Raw genomic sequence first — 19,620 nt, 5'->3', positions numbered from 1 at the left:
GCCGCTTGCCGACAACGGGCACAGCCTCGGCTTCCAAGTCACGATAGATGGCAAGTCAATCTTCTTGCTGTGGTGGGCGGTGTTCTTGCTGCCTTGCAGCGGCAGCTTCCGTCCGCGCTTTTGCCGCCGCCTCCCGAGTGATGCGTTCGGCTTCTTTAAAACATGCCCAAAAATTGATGGCTGTCTTTTTTAGATTGGCAACCAAACCAGGGGATAGGTCTAGTTTCAAGATTTGCCCCTTGATGGTAACCGTTGCGGCGCCCCCAATATTGCCGGTTATCCTTACGCCGCTCACATTGCCTTCCATCCTCACGTGACCATCGTCATAATAACCAGAATGAGAATTCCTCTCGCTGCTCTTAGGGGAGTCGGTGAGCTGGGCATCGTGAGCGATAGCGTGTCGAAAGTTCTCGTATTGAGGGAAATCCGCAGAGAATACCTTCTGAACGCTCCTAACCGACTTCCAGTCAATAGTCGCCTTTAGTGTGGGGCATTCGCGAACCATGGCCTTTGCGGCCTCCATTGCTTCCGCGAAATGATAAACGGTCATGCCAGCGTCTCTGCCGGCCAACATTGTCCAACCCGCAAGAGTGGTTCTCGCTGCGCTTAACTGGTCCATCTCTTGGCGGATTGATATCGGATCATGCTGCCGGAGAAGCTCACTCGTTCTTTGGCGAATCGCTATGAGTTCACGTTCCGCAAAAGCAACAAGATCGAGGGCATTTTGGGCTTGGTCTATGTAGGATTTGAGCTTCATAGCATGTGTCGTGATTAGCCAAGCCTTTTCCCGTTCATTTTCGGGAAGTCCTTGCATATCAATCATGGGCAGCTGATCTAATTCATCCATTGCGTACTTAGATATCCAACAAGCTGACTGCTAATAAGAGCGTCGAGAAATGCCGCGACGACGTATTGTGTCACGCTCTCACAACCGCCGAAGCCTAAACAAGATTCGACGAAGCGCAAGGAGCCGCAACCAGAGAAGAAGCCCGCCGAATAGCGGGTTACTCCCGACGCTTCTTGCGCCGGCCTATGAATGCCCCGCCGGCACCGTCTCCGGGCCGGTGGAGACGAAGGTGCTGCGCGTCGCCGAGGCGAGGGTCTGGCCGGGGCATGCGGTGACGGTGTCGGTGCGCATCCGCGGCATCGACGCGCCCGAGATCCGCAGCCGCTGCGCGGCGGAGCGGGCGGCGGCGAAAAAGGCGCGGGCAATGCTCGGCCGGCTGCTCGGCGACGGCCCGGTCACGGTCAGCAATATCGGCGGCGACAAATATTACGGGCGGGTGCTCGCCGACGTGACGACCGCCGGCGGCACGGCGATCGGGCCGGCGATGCGGCGCCTCGGCGCGGTGCGCGCCTATGGCGGCAAAACGAGACAGACGATGTGCCGGCCCTGATGTGCCGTTCCGGAACACCGGCCCCGGCACGGGCAGGAAATGCCCGCTCGCGTTCATCTTTCGGCAACCATGGCCGCCGAAAAAGCCCTGTGATTCCGGCCGTTCCGCCGTCCGGCGCGCCCGCCGGACGGCGGAACGGCCCGCCATCTGCATCTCCCCCGCCAACGGGTCAACCTGGTGCAGATGGAGACGGGCGATGGCGGCGAAACCGGCTTTCAGCGAGGCGGCGCGGCGCTTCGGGCGCGACAGGCGCGGCAATTTCGGGATGATGATGGCGGTGCTGGCGCCGGTGCTGCTGCTCGGGGCCGGCTTCGGCATCAACGTCGCGCAGATGTCCAACGCGCGCTCGAACCTTCTGGCCGCGCTCGATTCGGCCGTCACCTCGACGGCGCGCGACCTGACCACCGGCGTCATCAAGGAACAGGACGCGCGCGCCAGCCTCGAGGCGTTCCTGTTCGCCAACGGCGTCCGCGGCTTCTCCCGGCTCGACAGGCTGACGCTCGACAGCGTGGTCCTCGACAAGCACCGGAAGACGGTGGAGGCGCAGGCGAGCGTCGTCGTCGATATCGCCTTCCCGCTGTTCGGCGCCGCCGCCGTCCAGACGATCACCACCGAATCGGCGGCCCGCTATTCCGACCGCAGGATCGAGGTGGCGATGATGCTCGACGTGACGGGCTCGATGGCGAAGAAGGGCAAGACCGACAAGATCGGCGACCTCAAGGATGCCGCAAAGAGCGCGGTCGAGGCGCTGCTCGAGGGCAACAGGCACAGCCCGGACCGGGTGCGCGTGGCGCTGGTGCCGTATGCCGAGGCGGTCAATGTCGGCAAGGAGCTGGCGGGGACCGTCGTGTTCCAGGAGGCCGGCAACGGGCCGGTGCCGCCCCCGAACTGGGCCCGTCCGTCTAAGCTCAAGGATCATTGCGCCACCGAGCGCAAGCTCCAGGACGGCAAGGCGGATTTCTCAGATGCCGGGCCGGACGAGCTTCGCGAGCATTTCACCAAGGGCAAGAACGGCAAGACGACGGCATACCAGTACAAGGCGCTGGTCAATCGTGACGAGCGCCTCGGCTCGTGCCCATCCGCCAGCCTCCTGCCGCTGACGTCGGACAAGAGCAAGCTCGACACGGCGATCGACGGCTTCAAGGCCAGCGGCTACACGGCCGGCGGCATCGCGGCGCAGTGGGGCTATTACATGCTGTCGCCGAAATGGCGCAGCACCGTCTCCGGCGCCGGGCTGGGCGCCGGGCCTGCCGATGTCGACCCCGAAAAGATCGCCAAGATCGCCATCCTGATGACCGACGGCGAGTTCAACACGGCCTTCCCGGAAGTGACGGACGAGAAGGACACGAACAAGCAGACGACACGGTCGCCGAACAACGCCAGGAGCGTGTGCGCGGCGATGAAGAAGGACGGCATCGAGATCTTCACCATCGGCTTCGCGCTGCCTTCCGGCGAGAGCGCCGCCGCGCGAAAGGTGCTGGCGGACTGCGCCTCGCCCGACACGCCGCTGACGAAGCATTTCTACGACGCGGCGACCGGCGAGGAGCTGAAGACGGCCTTCAAGGACATCGTCCGCAACATCGAGCGGCTGGCGCTGATCAGGTAGCGGGGCTCAGCGGCTGCCGAAGATCGCGGAGCCGACGCGCACGCCGGTGGCGCCGAAGCGGACGGCCGTCTCGTAGTCGCCCGACATGCCCATGGAGAGCTTTTCCACGCCCGCCTCGCGCGCGAGCTTCTCCAGCAGCGCGAAATGCGGGCCGGGGTTCTCGTCCGCAGGCGGGATGCACATCAGCCCCTCGATGGAGAGGCCGTGGACGTCGCGGCAGCGGGCGACGAAGGCGGCGGCCTCGCGCGGGTCGATGCCCGCCTTCTGCGGCTCCAGCCCGGTGTTGACCTGCACGTAGAGGCGCGGCGCCCTGCCCTGCTTGCCGCTCTCCTTCGCCAGCTCGGCGGCGATCTTCTCGCGGTCCACCGTCTCGATGACGTCGAACAGGGCGACGGCCTCCTTCGCCTTGTTGGATTGCAGCGGGCCGATCAGCCTGAGCTCGATGCCGGGGGTCTCCTGCTTCAGCGCCGGCCATTTGGCCGTCGCCTCCTGAACCCGGTTCTCGCCGAAGACGCGCTGGCCGGCGGCGATCACCGGGCGGATGGCGTCGGCGTCGAAGGTCTTCGACACGGCGACGAGCGTCACCGCGCCGGCCGGCCGGCCGGCTTCCTTCTCCGCTTTCGCGATATTGGCCCGAACCTCGGCGAGCCGCGCCACCGCATCCGTCATTTCGACCCTCCGGAGTTGACGCCCCCGACAAACCATGGTGAAGGTCCGCCCGGCGAATTTCCCACCGTTCTTAAGTGAAAAAGCGGTCATGGCAACCGAACGTTACGATCCCCGCGCATCCGAACCGAAATGGCAGAAGGCCTGGGAGGACGCGAAGCTCTTTGCGACCCGCAACGACGACCCGCGCCCGAAATACTACGTGCTCGAGATGTTCCCCTATCCGTCGGGCCGCATCCATATGGGCCATGTGCGCAACTACACGATGGGCGACGTGGTGGCGCGCTACAAGCGGGCGAAAGGCTTCAACGTGCTGCACCCGATGGGCTGGGACGCCTTCGGCCTGCCGGCAGAGAACGCGGCGCGCGACAACAAGGTCAATCCGCGCGACTGGACCTATGCCAACATCGCGACGATGAAGGGCCAGCTGAAGACGATGGGCCTGTCGCTCGACTGGGACCGCGAATTCGCTACCTGCGACCCGACCTATTATCGCCACCAGCAGAAGATGTTCCTCGATTTCTGGCAGGCGGGGCTGGTCGAGCGCAAGGCGGCCAAGGTCAACTGGGACCCGGAAGACATGACCGTGCTCGCCAACGAGCAGGTGATCGACGGGCGCGGCTGGCGCTCCGGCGCGCTCGTCGAGCAGCGCGACCTGACGCAATGGTTCCTCAAGATCACCTCGCGGGCGCAGGACCTGCTCGACGGGCTGGAGACGCTTCCTCGCTGGCCGGACAAGGTCAAGCTGATGCAGGCCAACTGGATCGGCCGCTCGGAAGGGTTGCAGATCCGCTGGAAGCTCGACCCGGCGACCACGCCGGAGGGCGAGAGCGAGCTGGAAGTCTATACGACGCGGCCCGACACACTGTTCGGCGCCTCGTTCATGGCCATCGCCGCCGATCATCCGCTGGCGAAGAAGGCGGCGGCCAACAACCCGGCGCTCGGCGCCTTCATCGAGGAGATCCGCCAGCGCGGCACCTCGGCGGCCGATCTCGAGACCGCCGAGAAGCAGGGCTTCGACACCGGCATCCGCGTCGTCCACCCGTTCGACGAGAACTGGACGCTGCCGGTCTACGTCGCCAATTTCGTCCTGATGGAATACGGCACCGGCGCGATCTTCGGCTGCCCCTCGGGCGACCAGCGCGACCTCGACTTCGCCAACAAGTACGCCCTGCCCGTGGTGCCGGTGGTGATGCCCGACGGGGCGGACGCCGCGACGTTCATGGTGACGGACGAGGCCTATACCGACGACGGCGTGATGATCAATTCGCGCTTTCTCGACGGGATGCGGCCGAAGGCGGCCTTCGACGAGGTGGCGAAGCGGCTGGAGGCGACCGACCTTTCGGGGCGGCCGCAGGCGCAGCGCAAGGTGCAGTTCCGCCTGCGCGACTGGCTGATCTCGCGCCAGCGCTACTGGGGCTGCCCGATCCCGGTGATCCATTGCGATTCCTGCGGCGCGGTGCCGGTGCCGGCCGACCAGCTGCCGGTGCTGCTGCCCGCGGACGTGTCGTTCGACCGGCCGGGCAACCCGCTCGACCATCACCCGACATGGAAGCACGTCGCCTGCCCGCAATGCGGTGGGCAAGCACGGCGCGACACCGACACGATGGACACCTTCGTCGATTCCTCGTGGTACTTCGCGCGCTTCACCGATCCGTGGAACGAGACCGCGCCGACGACGCTGAAGGATGTCGACGGGCCGACCGGCTGGCTGCCGGTCAACCAGTATATCGGCGGCATCGAGCATGCGATCCTGCACCTGCTCTATTCGCGCTTCTTCGCCCGCGCCATGAAGGCGACGGGGCACCTGAACACGGTCGAGGAGCCGTTCGAGGGCCTGTTCACGCAGGGCATGGTGGTCCACGAGACCTACAAGGGCCCGCAAGGCTGGGTGACGCCGGCCGAAGTGACCATCGAGGAAGCGGACGGCGCCCGCGTCGCCCGGCTGACCGCCGGCGGCGCGCCGGTCGAGATCGGCTCGATCGAGAAGATGTCGAAGTCGAAGAAGAACGTGGTCGACCCCGACGACATCATCGGCACCTACGGCGCCGACACCGCGCGCTGGTTCATGCTGTCGGATTCGCCGCCCGAGCGCGACTTCATCTGGACCGAGGCCGGCGTCGAGGGCGCGCACCGCTTCGTGCAGCGCGTCTGGCGCCTCGTCTCGGAGGCCGCGCCGTCGGTGGCGGGTATCCGCGCCGCGCCGGCCCGCGGCCCTGCCGATGGGGGCGATGCGGCGGCTCTGTCGCGCGCCGTCCACAAGGCGATCAAGGCGGTCGGCGAGGAGATCGAGCGGCTCGGCTTCAACAAGGCGCTCGCCCGCCTCTACGAGCTGGTCAACGCACTGTCGCCCTTCGCGGGCAGCGCTGCCGGGATGGACGACGCCGGCAAGGCGGCCTTGCGCGAGGGGCTGGAAGCGCTGGCGCGGATGATCGCGCCGATGATGCCGCATCTGGCCGAGGAGTGCTGGGCGGCGCTCGGCGGCGAGGGGCTGGCGGCGAATCAGCCCTGGCCGGATTTCGACCCGGCGCTCACCGTCGACGACGAGATCGTGCTGCCGGTGCAGATCAACGGCAAGAAGCGCGGCGATTTGACAATCGCGCGCAACGCGGATCAATCTGCGGTCGAGGCGGCGGCGCTCGCGCTCGATGTCGTGCGCGCCGCGCTCGACGGCAAGCCGCCCCGCAAGGTGATCGTGGTGCCGCAAAGGATCGTCAATGTCGTCGTCTGACCGGGACAGTTGCCGCGCCCGCCCGTCCCTTCTTAGGAGCGGGCTGGCGGCGGGCCTGATGCTGGCGCTCGGCGTCGCCGCGGGCTGCACCGCGCGCCCGCTCTACGGCGACCTCGCCCCGGCTTCCGGGCCGCAATCGGCCGAGCTCGCATCGGTCGCCATCGCCCCGGTCACGAGCCGGGTCGGGCAGGAGGTGCGCAATCACCTGATCTTCCTGTTCGGCGGCGGGCAGGGGCAGCCGGCCGCGCCGGTCTGGCACCTCAAGCTCGACACCTCGGCCATCAACTCGGTCGCTCCGACCGTCAGCGTCGGCCGCGACAGCCTCGAGCCGACCGCGGGCGTCCTCACCGTGCAGGCGACCTATACGCTGAGCGAGGCGCAGACCGGCAAGGTCGTGGCCTCGGGCCAGCGGTCGGTGCAGTCGCCCTACGACATTCCGGCGCAGGATTTCGCCGCCGCCCGCGCGCTCCGCGACGCGGAGAACCGCGCCGCCCGAGAGCTCGCCGAGCTGCTGCGCATCGTCGTGGCGCAGGATCTGGCGCGCTGATCCGATTTCTTATTTTAACGCAGTTCCGGACGGAAAAGTGCTTCACGCTTTCCCTGGAATTACTCCAGAGCAGCGGGCGTTCTGACGAACGCAGTTTCCGCTGCTCCAGCTTCTTTCCTTTAGCCGCATTTATGCAGCGCCGGACGATTCCGTCCGACTGCAAAATGCTCTAGTTGCCGCGCGGCGTCGGCGCGCCGCGCGAAAACCCCGATCCCGCCTCAGCCGATCTTCTGGCCGGTCTTGGACCAGTCGGCGAGGAAGGCTTCCAGCCCCTTGTCGGTGAGCGGGTGCTTGACCAGCGCCCGCAGCGTCGCCGGCGGCGCGGTGATGACGTCGGCGCCGATCAGCGCCGCCTGCTTGACGTGGTTGACCGTGCGCACCGAAGCGGCGAGGATTTCCGTGTCGAAGCCGTAATTGTCGTAGATCTGGCGGATCTCGGCGATCAGCTCCATGCCGTCGAGGCCGATGTCGTCCACCCGGCCGATGAAAGGCGAGATGAAGCTGGCGCCCGCCTTGGCGGCGAGCAGGGCCTGGTTGGCCGAGAAGCACAGCGTGACGTTGACGTGGCGTCCCTGCCCGGTCAGCGCCCGGCAGGCCTTCAGCCCGTCGAAGGTCAGCGGCACCTTGATGCAGACATTGTCGGCGATGGCGCCGAGAATGTCGGCCTCGCGCATCATGCCGTCATAGTCCGTCGCCACCACCTCGGCCGAGACCGGGCCGTCGACGATGGAGCAGATCTCCCTGGTGACGTCGATGATGCTGCCGCCCGATTTCAGGATCAGCGACGGGTTGGTGGTGACGCCGTCCACGAGGCCGAGCTCGGACAGCTCGCGGATTTCCTTGACGTCGGCGGTATCGACGAAGAACTTCATGGCTTTCTTCCCTGCAAATCCGGGCGGCCATCCGCGCGCCCCTTTCATTCCGACTTGCTCTAGCGCAGGAACAGGGCAAGGTCACGTCCGATGACAGAAGATTCGCCATCCTCCCGCATCGTCCCGGTCCTGGTGCCGACCCCGGCCGAGCGGCCCTATTCCTACGCGCTGCCCGCCGGCATGGACGCCCGGCCGGGCGCGATCGTGCGCGTGCCGCTCGGCCCGCGCGAGGTGGCCGGCATCGTCGCGGAGGGCGAGAGCGACGGCATCGACCCCCGCAAGCTGCGCCCCGTCTCCGAGGTGTTCGACTGCCCGCCGCTGACGCCGGACGCGCTGCGCTTCATCGACTGGGTGGCGAACTGGACGCTGTCGCCGCCCGGCATGGTGGCGCGCATGTTCCTGCGCGCGCCGGCCGCCTTCGATCCCGAGCCGATGCTGGAGGGGCTGCGGCTGGCCGGCGGCGCGGCGGCGGGGGCGGACATCCGTATGACCGACGCCCGCCGCCGGGTGCTGGAGCTGGCGGGCGACGGCATGGCGTGGACGCGCTCCGGGCTCGCCCACGCGGCCGGCGTCTCGGCCTCGGTGGTCGACGGGCTCGCCGCGCAAGGCGCGTTCGAGAAGGTCGCGATCCCGCCGCAGCCGGTGGCGGCGGCGCCGGACCCGGGCTATGCGCAGCCCGTGCTGTCGCCCGACCAGCAGGCGGCGGCGGACACGCTGCGGCGGCGCATCGGTGAGGGCTTCTCCGTCACGCTCGTCGACGGCGTCACCGGCTCGGGCAAGACGGAGGTCTATCTCGAAGCGGTCGCGGCGGCGCTGGCGGCCGGGCGGCAGGTGCTGGTGCTGGTGCCGGAGATCGCGCTGACCGCGGCCTTCCTCGAACGGTTCCAGGACCGCTTCGGCGCCAAGCCGGCCGAATGGCATTCGGACCTGTCGCCGCGCATGCGCGAGCGCGTCTGGCGGCAGGTGGCCGAAGGGCGGGTGCGGGTGGTCGCCGGCGCGCGCTCGGCGCTGTTCCTGCCGTTCCGCGAGCTCGGGCTGATCGCCGTCGACGAGGAGCACGACCCCGCCTACAAGCAGGAGGACCGCGTCTTCTACAACGCACGCGACATGGCGGTGGTGCGCGGCCGCATCGGCGATTTTCCCGTGGTGCTCGCCTCGGCGACGCCCTCGGTCGAGACGCGGGTCAACGCGCTTCAGGGCCGCTACGGCCGCGTCGTGCTGCCGGCGCGCTATGCCGAGGCGGCGATGCCCGACCTCCACGCCATCGACATGCGCAGGCACCCGCCGGCGCGCGGCGGCTTTCTGTCCCCCGTGCTCCTCGGCGAGGTGGAGAAGACCGTCGCCCGCAAGGAACAGGCGCTGCTGTTCCTCAACCGGCGCGGCTATGCGCCGCTGACGCTGTGCCGGGTGTGCGGCCACCGCTTCCAGTGCCCGGACTGCTCCGGCTGGCTGGTCGAGCACCGCTTCCGCGGCAAGCTCGTCTGCCACCATTGCGGCCATAACGAGCCGCGGCCCGAGGCCTGCCCGTCCTGCGGCACGCTCGACCATCTCGTCGCCTGCGGGCCGGGGGTCGAGCGCATCGCCGAGGAGGTGGCGGGCGCCTTTCCCGAGGCGCGGGTGATCGTCCTCTCCTCGGATCTCCTCGGCGGGGTCAAGCGGCTCAGGCTCGAGCTGGAGGCCATCGCCAATGGCGAGGCCGACATCGTCGTCGGCACCCAGCTCGTCGCCAAGGGCCACAACTTCCCCAACATGACGCTGGTCGGCGTCGTCGACGCCGATCTCGGCCTCGCCAACGGCGACCCACGCGCGGCCGAGCGCACCTTCCAGCTTCTTTCCCAGGTGACGGGCCGCGCCGGCCGGTCGGGCAAGAAGAGCCTCGGCCTGATCCAGACCTACCAGCCCGACCATCCGGTGATGCGGGCCATCGTCTCGGGCGACGCGGAAGCCTTCTACGAACAGGAGATCGCCGCTCGCGAGCGGGCGATGCTGCCGCCCTTCGGCCGGCTCGCCGGCATCATCGTCAGCGCCGCCAGCCGCGCCGAAGCGGAAAGCCATGCCCGCAGCCTTCGCCGCGCCGCGCCCGCCGCGCCCGGCATCGCCGTGCTCGGCCCGGCCGAGGCGCCGCTGGCGCTGCTCGCCGGGCGCCACCGTATGCGCCTGCTCGTCCATGGCGAGAAGCGGGCCGACCTGCAATCCTTCCTGCGCGCCCTGCTCGAGGCCGGGCCGAAGCCGCGCGGCTCGGTCAAGGTGCAGGTCGACATCGATCCGCAGAGTTTTCTCTAGCGGCGGGCCAAAATCCGCCGCAAACGGCGCGGTCTATCGCCGCATCGTCGATGAGGGAGACATGCTCATGAGGTCCTTGCCGGTCAACCAGTGCATGCGGATCCGCGCGCTTCAGGCGGGCGGCGTCCTGCTCGCGGCGCTGGCGCTGGTCGTCCACCCGGCGATCGGCAACGAGGCGCATGAGGTGATCGAGATGGCCGGAGTCGGGCTGGTGCTCGCCTGCGTCGCCGGCCGGATGTGGAGCATCCTCTACATCGGCGCGCGCAAGAACCGCGATCTGGTCACGGCCGGCCCCTATTCGATGATGCGCAACCCGCTCTACTTCTTCTCGACCGTCGGCGCGGCCGGCGTCGGCCTGATGCTCGGCTCGTTCGTCATGGCCGGCGCGCTGGGCCTCGGCGCCTGCCTCGCGCTCGGCCTCACCGCGCGCGGCGAGGCCGGATACCTGCGCGCCCGGTACGGGGCGGCCTATGACGACTATGCCCGCGTCACGCCGATGTTCTGGCCTAAGCCCTCGCTCTACCGCGAGCCGGCGGAGGCGAGCTTCTCGCCGCTGGCGCTCAAGCGGACCTTCCTCGACGGGCTGTTCTTCCTCCTCCTCTTTCCGGCGATCGAGCTGATCGAACACGCGCAGAAAGCGGGCCAACTGCCGGTGCTGCTGAACCTGCCCTGATCCGCGGCGGTGACCCTCGCGACAGCCGGCGCGGCATCGGTTATTCTCCGCCACCGATTCGTTTGGAGGGGATGTCATGGAGCTCGCCTTTCCGTGGCCGGTCAGCGAGGGCGAGTGGCTCGCCTGGTCGAGCGCGGCGGTGACCGCGCTGTTCGGCTTGGTCATGCTGCTCGCGCCGCGCCTTGCGCTGAAGTTGATGCGCCTGCAGCCGGTGCCGGAGCATCCGGAGGCCGTCGGCGAGATCCGCGCCGCCTATGGCGGGTTCTATCTCGGCATCGGCCTGTCGGCGATCCTGTTCGCCCAGCCGCTCGTCTATCTGGCGCTCGGCCTGTGCTGGGCGGTGGCCGCCTTCGGCCGTTTCGTCTCCATGCTCTCCGACGGCGGCAACACCCCCTACAACTGGCTCCGGCTGATTCTCGAAGGGCTTCTCGGCGCGCTGGCGCTGGTTTTCGCGCTCGGCATCGTCGCCTGAACGCGCGGTGCGGCGAGATGGCCGCAGACATGGGTCGCAAAACAGGCGATTCCCTTGCCCGCCGCGTGTTGCGAGTCGGGAAAGCCTGTGCTAGACGGCAATCGACTTTTGACCGGGGGCGGGCTCAAGCCAGCTTCCCGGTTGGGGGAAAATCAACAAGGTCAAAGATTTAGCCAGAGTCAAAAGCTCCAGCCGAAAATCTTGCGGCCTATCAGGCAGAGAGAAAAGACGGTCCGTGGCACAGTCTGGCTCGATCATCTCCGCAGTGGCTGAACGCTATGCGGGCTCGCTCTACGACCTCGCAGCCGAATCCAAGGCCGTCGCCAAAGTCGAGGAAGACCTTTCCCGCTTCGAGCGCCTGCTCGCCGGCTCCGACGACCTCAAGCGGCTGATCGGGAGCCCGGTCTTCTCGGCCGAGGATCAGCTCAAGGCGATCTCGGCGATCGCCGACAAGGCCGGGATCACCGGCCTGACCGGCAACTTCCTGCGCGTGGTGGCCAGGAACCGCCGCCTGTTCGCCGTGCCCGGCATCATCCGCGCCTTCCGCCGCATCGCGGCCGCGGCGCGCGGCGAGGCCGAGGCGCAGGTCACCTCCGCGCATGCGCTCACCCCGGCGCAGCAGACGGAACTGAAAGCCGCCCTCAAGGCCGTCGCCGGCAAGGACGTCGCGATCAACCTGACGGTGGACCCCTCGCTTCTCGGCGGCCTCGTGGTGCGGATGGGTTCGCGCCAGATCGACACGTCGCTCAAGACTAAACTCGCTTCGCTCAAGCTCGCACTGAAAGAGGTCGGCTGATGGATATCCGCGCCGCGGAAATTTCCGCAATTCTGAAAGATCAGATCAAGAATTTCGGCAAGGAAGCCGAGGTTTCCGAGGTCGGTCAGGTTCTGTCCGTGGGTGACGGCATCGCCCGCGTCTACGGCCTCGACAACGTCCAGGCCGGCGAGATGGTCGAGTTCCCCGGCGGCATCCGCGGCATGGCGCTGAACCTCGAAGCCGACAATGTCGGCGTCGTCATCTTCGGCTCGGACCGCGACATCAAGGAAGGCGACACCGTCAAGCGCACCGGCGCCATCGTTGACGTGCCCGTCGGCCCGGGCCTGCTCGGCCGCGTCGTCGACGCGCTCGGCAACCCGATCGACGGCAAGGGCCCGATCAAGGCCACCGAGCGCCGCCGCGTCGACGTCAAGGCCCCCGGCATCATCCCGCGCAAGTCGGTGCACGAGCCGATGTCGACGGGCTTGAAGGCCATCGACGCGCTGATCCCGATCGGCCGCGGCCAGCGCGAGCTGGTCATCGGCGACCGCCAGACCGGCAAGACCGCGATCATCCTCGACACCTTCCTCAACCAGAAGCCGCTGAACGAAGGCGACGACGAGAGCCAGAAGCTCTATTGCGTCTACGTCGCCGTCGGCCAGAAGCGCTCGACCGTCGCCCAGTTCGTCAAGGTGCTGGAAGAGCGCGGCGCGCTGGAATATTCGGTCGTCATCGCCGCCACCGCGTCGGACCCGGCGCCGCTGCAGTTCCTCGCCCCGTTCGCGGGCTGCGCCATCGGCGAGTATTTCCGCGACAACGGCAAGCATGCGCTGATCGCCTATGACGATCTTTCCAAGCAGGCCGTGGCCTACCGCCAGATGTCGCTGCTGCTGCGCCGTCCGCCCGGCCGCGAGGCCTATCCGGGCGACGTCTTCTACCTGCATTCGCGCCTGCTGGAGCGCGCGGCCAAGCTCAACGACGACAACGGCAACGGTTCGCTGACCGCGCTGCCCGTCATCGAGACGCAGGCCAACGACGTCTCGGCCTACATCCCGACCAACGTGATCTCGATCACCGACGGCCAGATCTTCCTCGAGACCAACCTGTTCTTCCAGGGCATCCGCCCGGCGGTGAACGTCGGTCTTTCGGTGTCGCGCGTCGGCTCGGCCGCCCAGGTCAAGGCGATGAAGCAGGTCGCCGGCTCGATCAAGGGCGAGCTCGCCCAGTATCGCGAGATGGCGGCCTTCGCCCAGTTCGGCTCCGACCTCGACGCCTCGACGCAGCGCCTGCTCAACCGCGGCGCGCGCCTGACCGAGCTTCTGAAGCAGCCGCAGTTCTCGCCGCTGAAGACCGAGGAGCAGGTCGCCGTCATCTTCGCCGGCGTCAACGGCTATCTCGACGGGCTGGCGCTGAACCAGGTGCAGAAGTTCGAGCAGGGCCTGCTCGCCCACATGCGGGCGCAGGGCTCGGTGCTCGACGCCATCCGCAAGGAAAAGGCGCTGTCGGACGATCTTCGCGCCAAGCTCAAGGCCGAGATCGACGCCTTCGCCAAGAACTTCGCCTAAAGGCAGGCCGAACAGGAATAGGGCAAGCCGGCTATGGCTTCACTGAAAGACCTTCGCAACCGCATCGCCTCGGTCAAGGCGACGCAGAAGATCACCAAGGCGATGCAGATGGTCGCCGCGGCGAAGCTGCGCCGCGCCCAGGAGGCGGCGGAGGCCGCGCGCCCCTATTCGGCGCGCATGGCCGCGGTGATGGCCAATATCGGCTCGGCCGTCTCGGTGGCGGACGCTCCGCCGCTGATGGCCGGCACCGGCAAGTCGGACGTTCATCTCCTGATCGTCGCCACCGCCGAGCGCGGCCTGTGCGGCGGCTTCAACACGCAGATCGCGCGTCTGGCGCGCGAGCATGCCCGCCGGCTGATCGCCGAGGGCAAGACGGTGAAGATCATCACCGTCGGCAAGAAGGGCTACGACATCCTGCGCCGCGACTTCGCCGACAAGATCGTCGACCGCGTCGAGCTGCGCGAGGCCAAGCAGGTCGGGTTCGTCCATGCCGACGGCATCGCCAAGAAGGTGATCGCGCTGTTCAACGAGGGCGGCTTCGACGTCGCCACTCTGTTCTATTCGCAGTTCAAGTCGGTCATCAGCCAGGTTCCGACGGCCCAGCAGCTCATCCCGGCCGCCGCGCCGGAAGGCGGGGCCGTGGACACCGGCGGTGCGGTCTACGAATACGAGCCGGAGGCGGGCGAGATCCTGTCCGACCTCATCCCGCGCAACATCGCCGTGCAGATCTTCCGGGCGCTGCTCGAGAACGCGGCCGGCGAGATGGGCGCCAAGATGTCGGCGATGGACAGCGCGACGCGCAATGCGGGCGACATGATCAACAAACTGTCGATCACCTACAACCGTCAGCGCCAGGCGCAGATCACCAAGGAACTGATCGAGATCATTTCGGGCGCCGAAGCGCTCTAGAGCCGCGGATTTCGCGCGGACAACAGGACCATTGAAGAGGGTATTGACGATGGCGAAAGCAGCGACCCCGAAGAAGGCCCCGGCGGCAGCCGCCAAGGCCGCAGCAGAGCCGAAGGCGGCGGCGAAGGCCGCGGCGCCCAAGGTTGCGGCCCCCAAGGCCGCAGCCGCGAAGGCTCCGGCGGCGAAGGCGCCGGCAGCGGCCGCCAAGGCTCCGGCCGCGGCGAAGAAGGCGGCGGCGCCCAAGGCCGCCGCGAAGGCGACAGGCTCGGTCGGCCGCGTGCGTCAGGTCATCGGCGCGGTCGTCGACGTCGCGTTCGACGATCACCTGCCGGCGATCCTCAACGCGCTGGAGACCGACAACCAGGGCAACCGCCTCGTGCTCGAGGTCGCGCAGCATCTGGGCGAGAACACGGTCCGCACCATCGCCATGGACTCGACCGAAGGTCTGGTCCGCGGCCAGGAAGTGCGCGACACCGGCGCGCCGATCCTGGTTCCGGTCGGCCCGCAGATGCTCGGCCGCATCGTCAACGTCATCGGCGAGCCGGTCGACGAGGAAGGCCCGGTCGTCGGCGTCGAGGAACGCCCGATCCACGCCCCGGCCCCCGAATATGTCGAGCAGTCGACCGAGGCCGAGATCCTCGTCACCGGCATCAAGGTGCTGGACCTGCTCGCGCCCTACGCTAAGGGCGGCAAGATCGGCCTGTTCGGCGGCGCCGGCGTCGGCAAGACCGTGCTGATCCAGGAGCTGATCAACAACGTCGCCAAGGCCCATGGCGGCTTCTCGGTGTTCGCCGGCGTCGGCGAGCGCACCCGCGAGGGCAACGACCTCTATCACGAGTTCATCGAATCGGGCGTCAACAAGAAGGGCGGCGGCGAGGGCTCCAAGGCCGCGCTGGTCTACGGCCAGATGAACGAGCCGCCCGGCGCGCGCGCCCGCGTCGCGCTGACCGGCCTGACCGTCGCCGAATATTTCCGCGACCAGGGCCAGGACGTGCTGTTCTTCGTCGACAACATCTTCCGCTTCACCCAGGCGGGCTCGGAAGTGTCGGCGCTGCTCGGCCGCATCCCCTCGGCGGTGGGCTACCAGCCGACGCTCGCCACCGACATGGGCGCGCTGCAGGAGCGCATCACCACCACGACCAAGGGTTCGATCACCTCGGTGCAGGCCATCTACGTGCCGGCCGACGACCTGACCGACCCGGCGCCGGCGACCTCGTTCGCCCACCTCGACGCGACGACCGTGCTCAACCGCGCGATCTCGGAGAAGGGCATCTACCCGGCGGTGGACCCGCTCGACTCGACCTCGCGCATGCTCGACCCGCTGATCGTCGGCGAGGAGCACTACGCCGTGGCCCGCGACGTGCAGCAGACGCTGCAGCGCTACAAGTCGCTGCAGGACATCATCGCCATTCTCGGCATGGACGAGCTGTCGGAAGAGGACAAGCTGACCGTTGCGCGCGCGCGCAAGATCGAGCGTTTCCTGTCGCAGCCGTTCTTCGTCGCCGAGGTGTTCACCGGCTCGCCGGGCAAGCTGGTCGATCTCCAGGACACCATCAAGGGCTTCAAGGGCCTGGTGGCCGGCGAGTACGACCACCTGCCGGAAGCGGCCTTCTACATGGTGGGCACCATCGAGGATGCCATCGAGAAGGCGCAGAAGCTGGCGGCGGAAGCGGCATAGAGAGGGAGTAGTGAGGTAGTGAGTAGAGAGTAGTGGGATGTTGAACCGGCATTGCCGTGAGTTCACTATTCCCTACTCACTATTCCCTACTCACTAAATTCATATGGCTGAAGCGTTCAAGTTCGAACTGGTTTCGCCCGAGCGGCTGCTCGTGTCCGAAGATGTCGAGTATGTCATCATCCCCGGCACGGAGGGCGAGATGACGGTCATGGCCCGGCACGCGCCGGTGATGACCACGGTCAAGCCGGGCGTCGTCACCGTCAAGGCGGCCTCGGGCGCCGAGGCGCGCTATGTCGTGTTCGGCGGCTTCGCCGACATCCTGCCGGAAGGCTGCACGCTGCTCGCCGAATCGGCGGTGGCGGTCAAGGACATCGACCGGGCCGATCTCACCCGCCGCATCGGCGAGGCGCGCGAGGACGTGGCCGACGCCAAGGACGAGATCGCCCGCACCAAGGCAGAGCAGTATCTGGCGCATCTGTCGACGCTGGAAAGCGCGCTCGCGGCCTGATCCGCGCAGGGGCGGTACCTGTCACCATAGAATTGAAAAGGCCGGCGCGATGCCGGCCTTTTCGTATCTGGCGAGCAGATCGCGGGGCCGCGCGGCCGGCGGAAACCAATTCGCCCGCCGGCCGTTGGCATGACGGGGCGCGATCGAGGAGGCCCCGATGAAACCCCCTGCCGCCGCGCTCGTCCCGATCCTTCTGGCGCTGGCCCTTTGCCTGCCCGCGCGGGCCGACGAGGCGACGCTCGCGGCCGGGCGTGACTATACGAACCGCTTCCAGTCCGGCGACATCGATCCGCTGTGGCAGCGGATGACGCGGGAGATGCGCCAAGTGCTCGGCGCGCCGGATGCGCTGGCGCGCCTGCGCGAGACCGTCGAGACCCGGTTCGGCGCTGAGGAGGCGGTGCTGTCGGAGACCGCTGAGCGGCAATCCGGCTACCGCATCTACCTGCGCCTGGCGCGGCACGCGAACGATGCCGCGCTGCTCGTCACCCAGTGGACGCTCGACGATGCGGGCGCGATCGCCGGCTTCTTCGTCCGGCCGGCGCAGCAGCCCGCCGAATCGCGGTTCCTCGACTATCAGACGAAAGCGCCGCTGCGCCTGCCCTTCGAAGGCGCGTGGCAGGTCTTCTGGGGCGGGCGCACGCTTGAACAGAACTATCACGCCGTCGACCGCGGCCAGCGCTTCGCGCTCGACCTCCTCGTCGTCGAGGGCGGTTCCAGCCATGCCGGCGACGGGCTGGCGCTCAAGGATTATCATTGCTGGGACCGGCCGATCCTCGCGTCGGCCGCCGGCACGGTCACGGCCGCGGTGGACGGCCTGCCGGACCAGGCGATCGGCGAGATGGACCCGGAAAACCCGGCCCGAAACCATGTCGTGCTCGACCTCGGCAGCGACGAGTTCGCCTTCCTCGCCCATCTCAGGCAAGGCAGCGTCGCGGTGAAGCCCGGTGAGCGGGTGGAAAGCGGGCAGGAGATCGGCCGGTGCGGCAACAGCGGCAACACGTCGGAGCCGCATCTGCACATCCACCTCCAGACCGCGCCGGTGCTGGGCGAGGGCGAAGGGCTGCCGGCCTTCTTCAATGCCTATCTCGCCGACGGCGAGCCGGTCGGGCGCGGCGAGCCGGTGCGCGGGCAGACGGTGGCGCCGCAGGCCGGGCGGTAGGCCTGGAAGACGCAGGGGCCTCGATGGAACAGGTTTGTGCTACGCGGCCAGATGGCGGAAGGCGGCGACGACGTCCTCGTAGACCCGGCGCTTGAACGGCACGATCAGCTCGGGCAACTCGGCCATCGGCTTCCACGCCCAGGCGTCGAACTCGGCCTCGTGGCCGCCGGGCGGCGGATTGATGGCGATCTCGCTGTCGTCGCCCTCGAAGCGGAAGGCGAACCATTTCTGGGTCTGGCCGCGATACTTGCCCTTCAGCGCGATGCCGAGAAGATGCGCCGGCAGGTCGTAGTCGATCCAGCCGGGCGCCTCGGCCAGCAGCGTGACGCTGCGCATGCCGGTCTCCTCGTAGAGCTCGCGCTTCGCCGCCGGAAACGGCTCCTCGCCCTTGTCGATGCCGCCCTGCGGCATCTGCCACAGCCGGTCGGTGCCGGCCATCTCGCTGTCGGCCAGCGCGATGCGGCGGCCGGCCCAGACGAGGCCGGCGCGGTTCAGCACCATGACGCCGACGCAGGGGCGATAGGGCAGGGTGCGGGGGTCCCGCAGGGGGTCATCGTGCTTCGTCGCCATCCGTTCAGCCTCTCTCGGGGTCGTCGGCGAGCGCGGAGACGGGCACGATCTCGATGCCGCGCCGTCTCGCCTCGCCGATCCATTGCCGGACGGCGTCGACGGTGACGTCGAAGGCCGAGCCGATGGCGATGGCGCGGCCTTGCGCCCGCGCCGTGCGCTCGGCCTCGTCGAGCCGCTTGAGGATCGCGCCGCGCTCGCGCTCGCCGTCGATCACCAGGTCGGCGGCGGCGTAGGGGACGCCCTGGCTGCGCGCCATCTCGGGGCCGAGGCTGCGGGCGCTGGAGCCGTCGTCGAGGAACATCAGGCCGCGCTGGGCGAGCTCGCCGAAAAAGGGGCGCATCGCCTTCTCGTCGCCGACGAAGCGTGCGCCCATATAGTTCATCACCCCGGCATAGTTGGTGATGCGCGACAGGGCCCAGTAGAGGCGGTCGCGGTTCTCCTCGGGCGCCGCGTCGACGGTCAGCGTGTTGCGGCCGGGATCGACCTCCGGGTAATCGAACGGCTCCAGCGGCACCTGCATGACGATCTCGTGGCCCTCGCGCCGGGCGGTCTGCATCCAGCGGTCGAGGCTGTTGCCGCCGCTGGCGAAGGCGAGCGTCACCTCGGGCGGCAGGCCGGCGATCGCCCCTTGCGTGCCGGTCTGCGACACGCCGAGGCCGCCGATGACGATGGCGACCTTGGCCCCGCGCGTGCCCGACCACGGCCGGGCGTAGACGTCGAAAGGGCGGCGGCCGTCCGCGCCGCGCTTCGGCAGCGGGCCGATCTCGCTGTCCTCGATCAACGCCCGGTCGGGCAGATGCGCGGTGAGCGGGTTCTGGCCGAGCGTCGAGGGATCGCGGATGACGATGACGCTGTCGCCGCCCTCGCCTTCCGCGGGCGGGTTGACGCGGATGATCGACGGGCCGCTTCCTTCCGTCCCGGCGCGCGGATAGCCGGCGGGGGCGACGGTCTCTTCAGTGCCCGGCTGGCCGGCATCGGCCGTTTCCGGCGTCGAGACGACGACCTGCGCCGGCGTCCTGAACGGGCTGTCGCGCAAGGCGATCGTCGCCGAGACGGCGACGACGCATCCGGCGGCGAGGATCGCCGCGATCCGGCCGCGCGGCAGCGGGTTGCGCGGCCCGTGGCGTTCCTGCCGGCGGCCGTCGAGGCCGAGCGGTCGTTCGGTTTCCTTGGTGGGCTCGGAGCCGGGAACGCGATTGTTCAAGGGTGACACCGTGTCACGAAGGC

At 68.2% G+C, this 19,620-nt stretch carries 18 protein-coding genes; 13 read left to right on the top strand and 5 right to left on the bottom strand.

Annotated features, from left to right (window positions below; genetic code table 11):
- Positions 1-55 precede the first annotated feature (55 nt).
- Positions 56-847, bottom strand: coding sequence for a hypothetical protein (locus tag M9945_RS00690; RefSeq protein ID WP_367930024.1), 792 nt, complete (start codon positions 845-847; stop codon positions 56-58).
- A gap of 229 nt (positions 848-1,076) precedes the next feature.
- Between M9945_RS00690 and M9945_RS00685 the strand changes: the two genes are divergently transcribed.
- Positions 1,077-1,397: a thermonuclease family protein gene (locus M9945_RS00685; RefSeq protein WP_367943014.1), complete on the top strand. Its 321-nt coding sequence runs from the start codon at positions 1,077-1,079 to the stop codon at positions 1,395-1,397.
- A gap of 196 nt (positions 1,398-1,593) precedes the next feature.
- Positions 1,594-3,003: a pilus assembly protein TadG-related protein gene (locus M9945_RS00680; protein ID WP_367943013.1), complete on the top strand. Its 1,410-nt coding sequence runs from the start codon at positions 1,594-1,596 to the stop codon at positions 3,001-3,003.
- Between the two features lie 6 nt (positions 3,004-3,009).
- On the opposite strand, the gene M9945_RS00675 is transcribed toward M9945_RS00680, so the two are convergent.
- Entirely contained in the window at positions 3,010-3,672 is a 663-nt protein-coding gene (locus M9945_RS00675) for a YggS family pyridoxal phosphate-dependent enzyme (protein WP_367943012.1), read from the bottom strand.
- Between the two features lie 88 nt (positions 3,673-3,760).
- Here M9945_RS00675 and leuS point away from each other — a divergent pair, with 88 nt between their 5' ends.
- Together leuS and lptE are read left to right on the top strand one after the other, a co-directional pair.
- Positions 3,761-6,400 (top strand): leucine--tRNA ligase, encoded by a 2,640-nt coding sequence (gene leuS, locus M9945_RS00670; RefSeq protein ID WP_367943011.1) that lies wholly within the window; start codon positions 3,761-3,763, stop codon positions 6,398-6,400.
- Positions 6,387-6,947: an LPS assembly lipoprotein LptE gene (gene lptE / locus M9945_RS00665; protein ID WP_367943010.1), complete on the top strand. Its 561-nt coding sequence runs from the start codon at positions 6,387-6,389 to the stop codon at positions 6,945-6,947. The genes leuS and lptE overlap by 14 nt, the downstream gene beginning before the upstream one ends.
- Positions 6,948-7,165: 218 nt before the next feature.
- On the opposite strand, the gene fsa is transcribed toward lptE, so the two are convergent.
- Entirely contained in the window at positions 7,166-7,819 is a 654-nt protein-coding gene (gene fsa / locus M9945_RS00660) for a fructose-6-phosphate aldolase (protein ID WP_367943009.1), read from the bottom strand.
- A gap of 90 nt (positions 7,820-7,909) precedes the next feature.
- Between fsa and M9945_RS00655 the strand changes: the two genes are divergently transcribed.
- From M9945_RS00655 to M9945_RS00615, 9 genes are all read left to right on the top strand, one after another.
- Positions 7,910-10,102, top strand: coding sequence for a primosomal protein N' (locus M9945_RS00655; RefSeq protein ID WP_367943008.1), 2,193 nt, complete (start codon positions 7,910-7,912; stop codon positions 10,100-10,102).
- A gap of 61 nt (positions 10,103-10,163) precedes the next feature.
- Positions 10,164-10,775 (top strand): isoprenylcysteine carboxylmethyltransferase family protein, encoded by a 612-nt coding sequence (locus M9945_RS00650; RefSeq protein ID WP_367943007.1) that lies wholly within the window; start codon positions 10,164-10,166, stop codon positions 10,773-10,775.
- Positions 10,776-10,851: 76 nt separating this feature from the next.
- The gene (locus M9945_RS00645) at positions 10,852-11,247 is read left to right on the top strand and encodes a DUF4345 family protein (RefSeq protein ID WP_367943006.1); all 396 of its coding nucleotides are present in this window, start codon (positions 10,852-10,854) and stop codon (positions 11,245-11,247) included.
- 235 nt (positions 11,248-11,482) lie between these two features.
- Entirely contained in the window at positions 11,483-12,043 is a 561-nt protein-coding gene (locus tag M9945_RS00640) for a F0F1 ATP synthase subunit delta (protein WP_367943005.1), read from the top strand.
- Entirely contained in the window at positions 12,043-13,569 is a 1,527-nt protein-coding gene (atpA, locus tag M9945_RS00635) for a F0F1 ATP synthase subunit alpha (protein WP_367943004.1), read from the top strand. The genes M9945_RS00640 and atpA overlap by 1 nt, the downstream gene beginning before the upstream one ends.
- 33 nt (positions 13,570-13,602) lie before the next feature.
- On the top strand, positions 13,603-14,478 hold the full coding sequence (locus M9945_RS00630; RefSeq protein ID WP_367943003.1) for a F0F1 ATP synthase subunit gamma: 876 nt from the start codon (positions 13,603-13,605) through the stop codon (positions 14,476-14,478).
- A 49-nt stretch (positions 14,479-14,527) separates the two neighbouring features.
- On the top strand, positions 14,528-16,156 hold the full coding sequence (atpD, locus tag M9945_RS00625) for a F0F1 ATP synthase subunit beta (protein ID WP_367943002.1): 1,629 nt from the start codon (positions 14,528-14,530) through the stop codon (positions 16,154-16,156).
- A gap of 103 nt (positions 16,157-16,259) precedes the next feature.
- The gene (locus M9945_RS00620) at positions 16,260-16,664 is read left to right on the top strand and encodes a F0F1 ATP synthase subunit epsilon (protein WP_367943001.1); all 405 of its coding nucleotides are present in this window, start codon (positions 16,260-16,262) and stop codon (positions 16,662-16,664) included.
- 157 nt (positions 16,665-16,821) lie between these two features.
- Positions 16,822-17,823 (top strand): M23 family metallopeptidase, encoded by a 1,002-nt coding sequence (locus M9945_RS00615; protein ID WP_367943000.1) that lies wholly within the window; start codon positions 16,822-16,824, stop codon positions 17,821-17,823.
- 39 nt (positions 17,824-17,862) lie between these two features.
- Here M9945_RS00615 and M9945_RS00610 read toward each other — a convergent pair whose 3' ends face one another.
- Together M9945_RS00610 and M9945_RS00605 are read right to left on the bottom strand one after the other, a co-directional pair.
- On the bottom strand, positions 17,863-18,393 hold the full coding sequence (locus M9945_RS00610; protein WP_367942999.1) for an RNA pyrophosphohydrolase: 531 nt from the start codon (positions 18,391-18,393) through the stop codon (positions 17,863-17,865).
- Positions 18,394-18,397: 4 nt separating this feature from the next.
- A complete protein-coding gene (locus M9945_RS00605; protein WP_367942998.1) occupies positions 18,398-19,597 on the bottom strand; it encodes a divergent polysaccharide deacetylase family protein in 1,200 nt (399 codons plus the stop codon).
- Positions 19,598-19,620: the final 23 nt, after the last annotated feature.

This window comes from Aquamicrobium sp., from assembly GCF_023954335.1.
Classification (GTDB): domain Bacteria; phylum Pseudomonadota; class Alphaproteobacteria; order Rhizobiales; family Rhizobiaceae; genus Aerobium.
Note: the sequence above shows the minus strand (reverse complement) of the source record. Positions and strands in the feature narration are given on the sequence as shown.

Bases quoted from the DNA above. Each gene is read 5' to 3' on its own strand.
- atpA (WP_367943004.1), top strand. From the start codon at position 12,043: ATGGATATCCGCGCCGCGGAAATTTCCGCAATTCTGAAAGATCAGATC.
- M9945_RS00615 (WP_367943000.1), top strand. From the start codon at position 16,822: ATGAAACCCCCTGCCGCCGCGCTCGTCCCGATCCTTCTGGCGCTGGCC.
- lptE (WP_367943010.1), top strand. From the start codon at position 6,387: ATGTCGTCGTCTGACCGGGACAGTTGCCGCGCCCGCCCGTCCCTTCTT.
- leuS (WP_367943011.1), top strand. From the start codon at position 3,761: ATGGCAACCGAACGTTACGATCCCCGCGCATCCGAACCGAAATGGCAG.
- M9945_RS00650 (WP_367943007.1), top strand. From the start codon at position 10,164: ATGCTCATGAGGTCCTTGCCGGTCAACCAGTGCATGCGGATCCGCGCG.
- M9945_RS00690 (WP_367930024.1), bottom strand. From the start codon at position 847: ATGGATGAATTAGATCAGCTGCCCATGATTGATATGCAAGGACTTCCC.
- M9945_RS00645 (WP_367943006.1), top strand. From the start codon at position 10,852: ATGGAGCTCGCCTTTCCGTGGCCGGTCAGCGAGGGCGAGTGGCTCGCC.
- M9945_RS00630 (WP_367943003.1), top strand. From the start codon at position 13,603: ATGGCTTCACTGAAAGACCTTCGCAACCGCATCGCCTCGGTCAAGGCG.
- M9945_RS00655 (WP_367943008.1), top strand. From the start codon at position 7,910: ATGACAGAAGATTCGCCATCCTCCCGCATCGTCCCGGTCCTGGTGCCG.
- fsa (WP_367943009.1), bottom strand. From the start codon at position 7,819: ATGAAGTTCTTCGTCGATACCGCCGACGTCAAGGAAATCCGCGAGCTG.
- M9945_RS00675 (WP_367943012.1), bottom strand. From the start codon at position 3,672: ATGACGGATGCGGTGGCGCGGCTCGCCGAGGTTCGGGCCAATATCGCG.
- M9945_RS00620 (WP_367943001.1), top strand. From the start codon at position 16,260: ATGGCTGAAGCGTTCAAGTTCGAACTGGTTTCGCCCGAGCGGCTGCTC.
- atpD (WP_367943002.1), top strand. From the start codon at position 14,528: ATGGCGAAAGCAGCGACCCCGAAGAAGGCCCCGGCGGCAGCCGCCAAG.
- M9945_RS00610 (WP_367942999.1), bottom strand. From the start codon at position 18,393: ATGGCGACGAAGCACGATGACCCCCTGCGGGACCCCCGCACCCTGCCC.
- M9945_RS00680 (WP_367943013.1), top strand. From the start codon at position 1,594: ATGGCGGCGAAACCGGCTTTCAGCGAGGCGGCGCGGCGCTTCGGGCGC.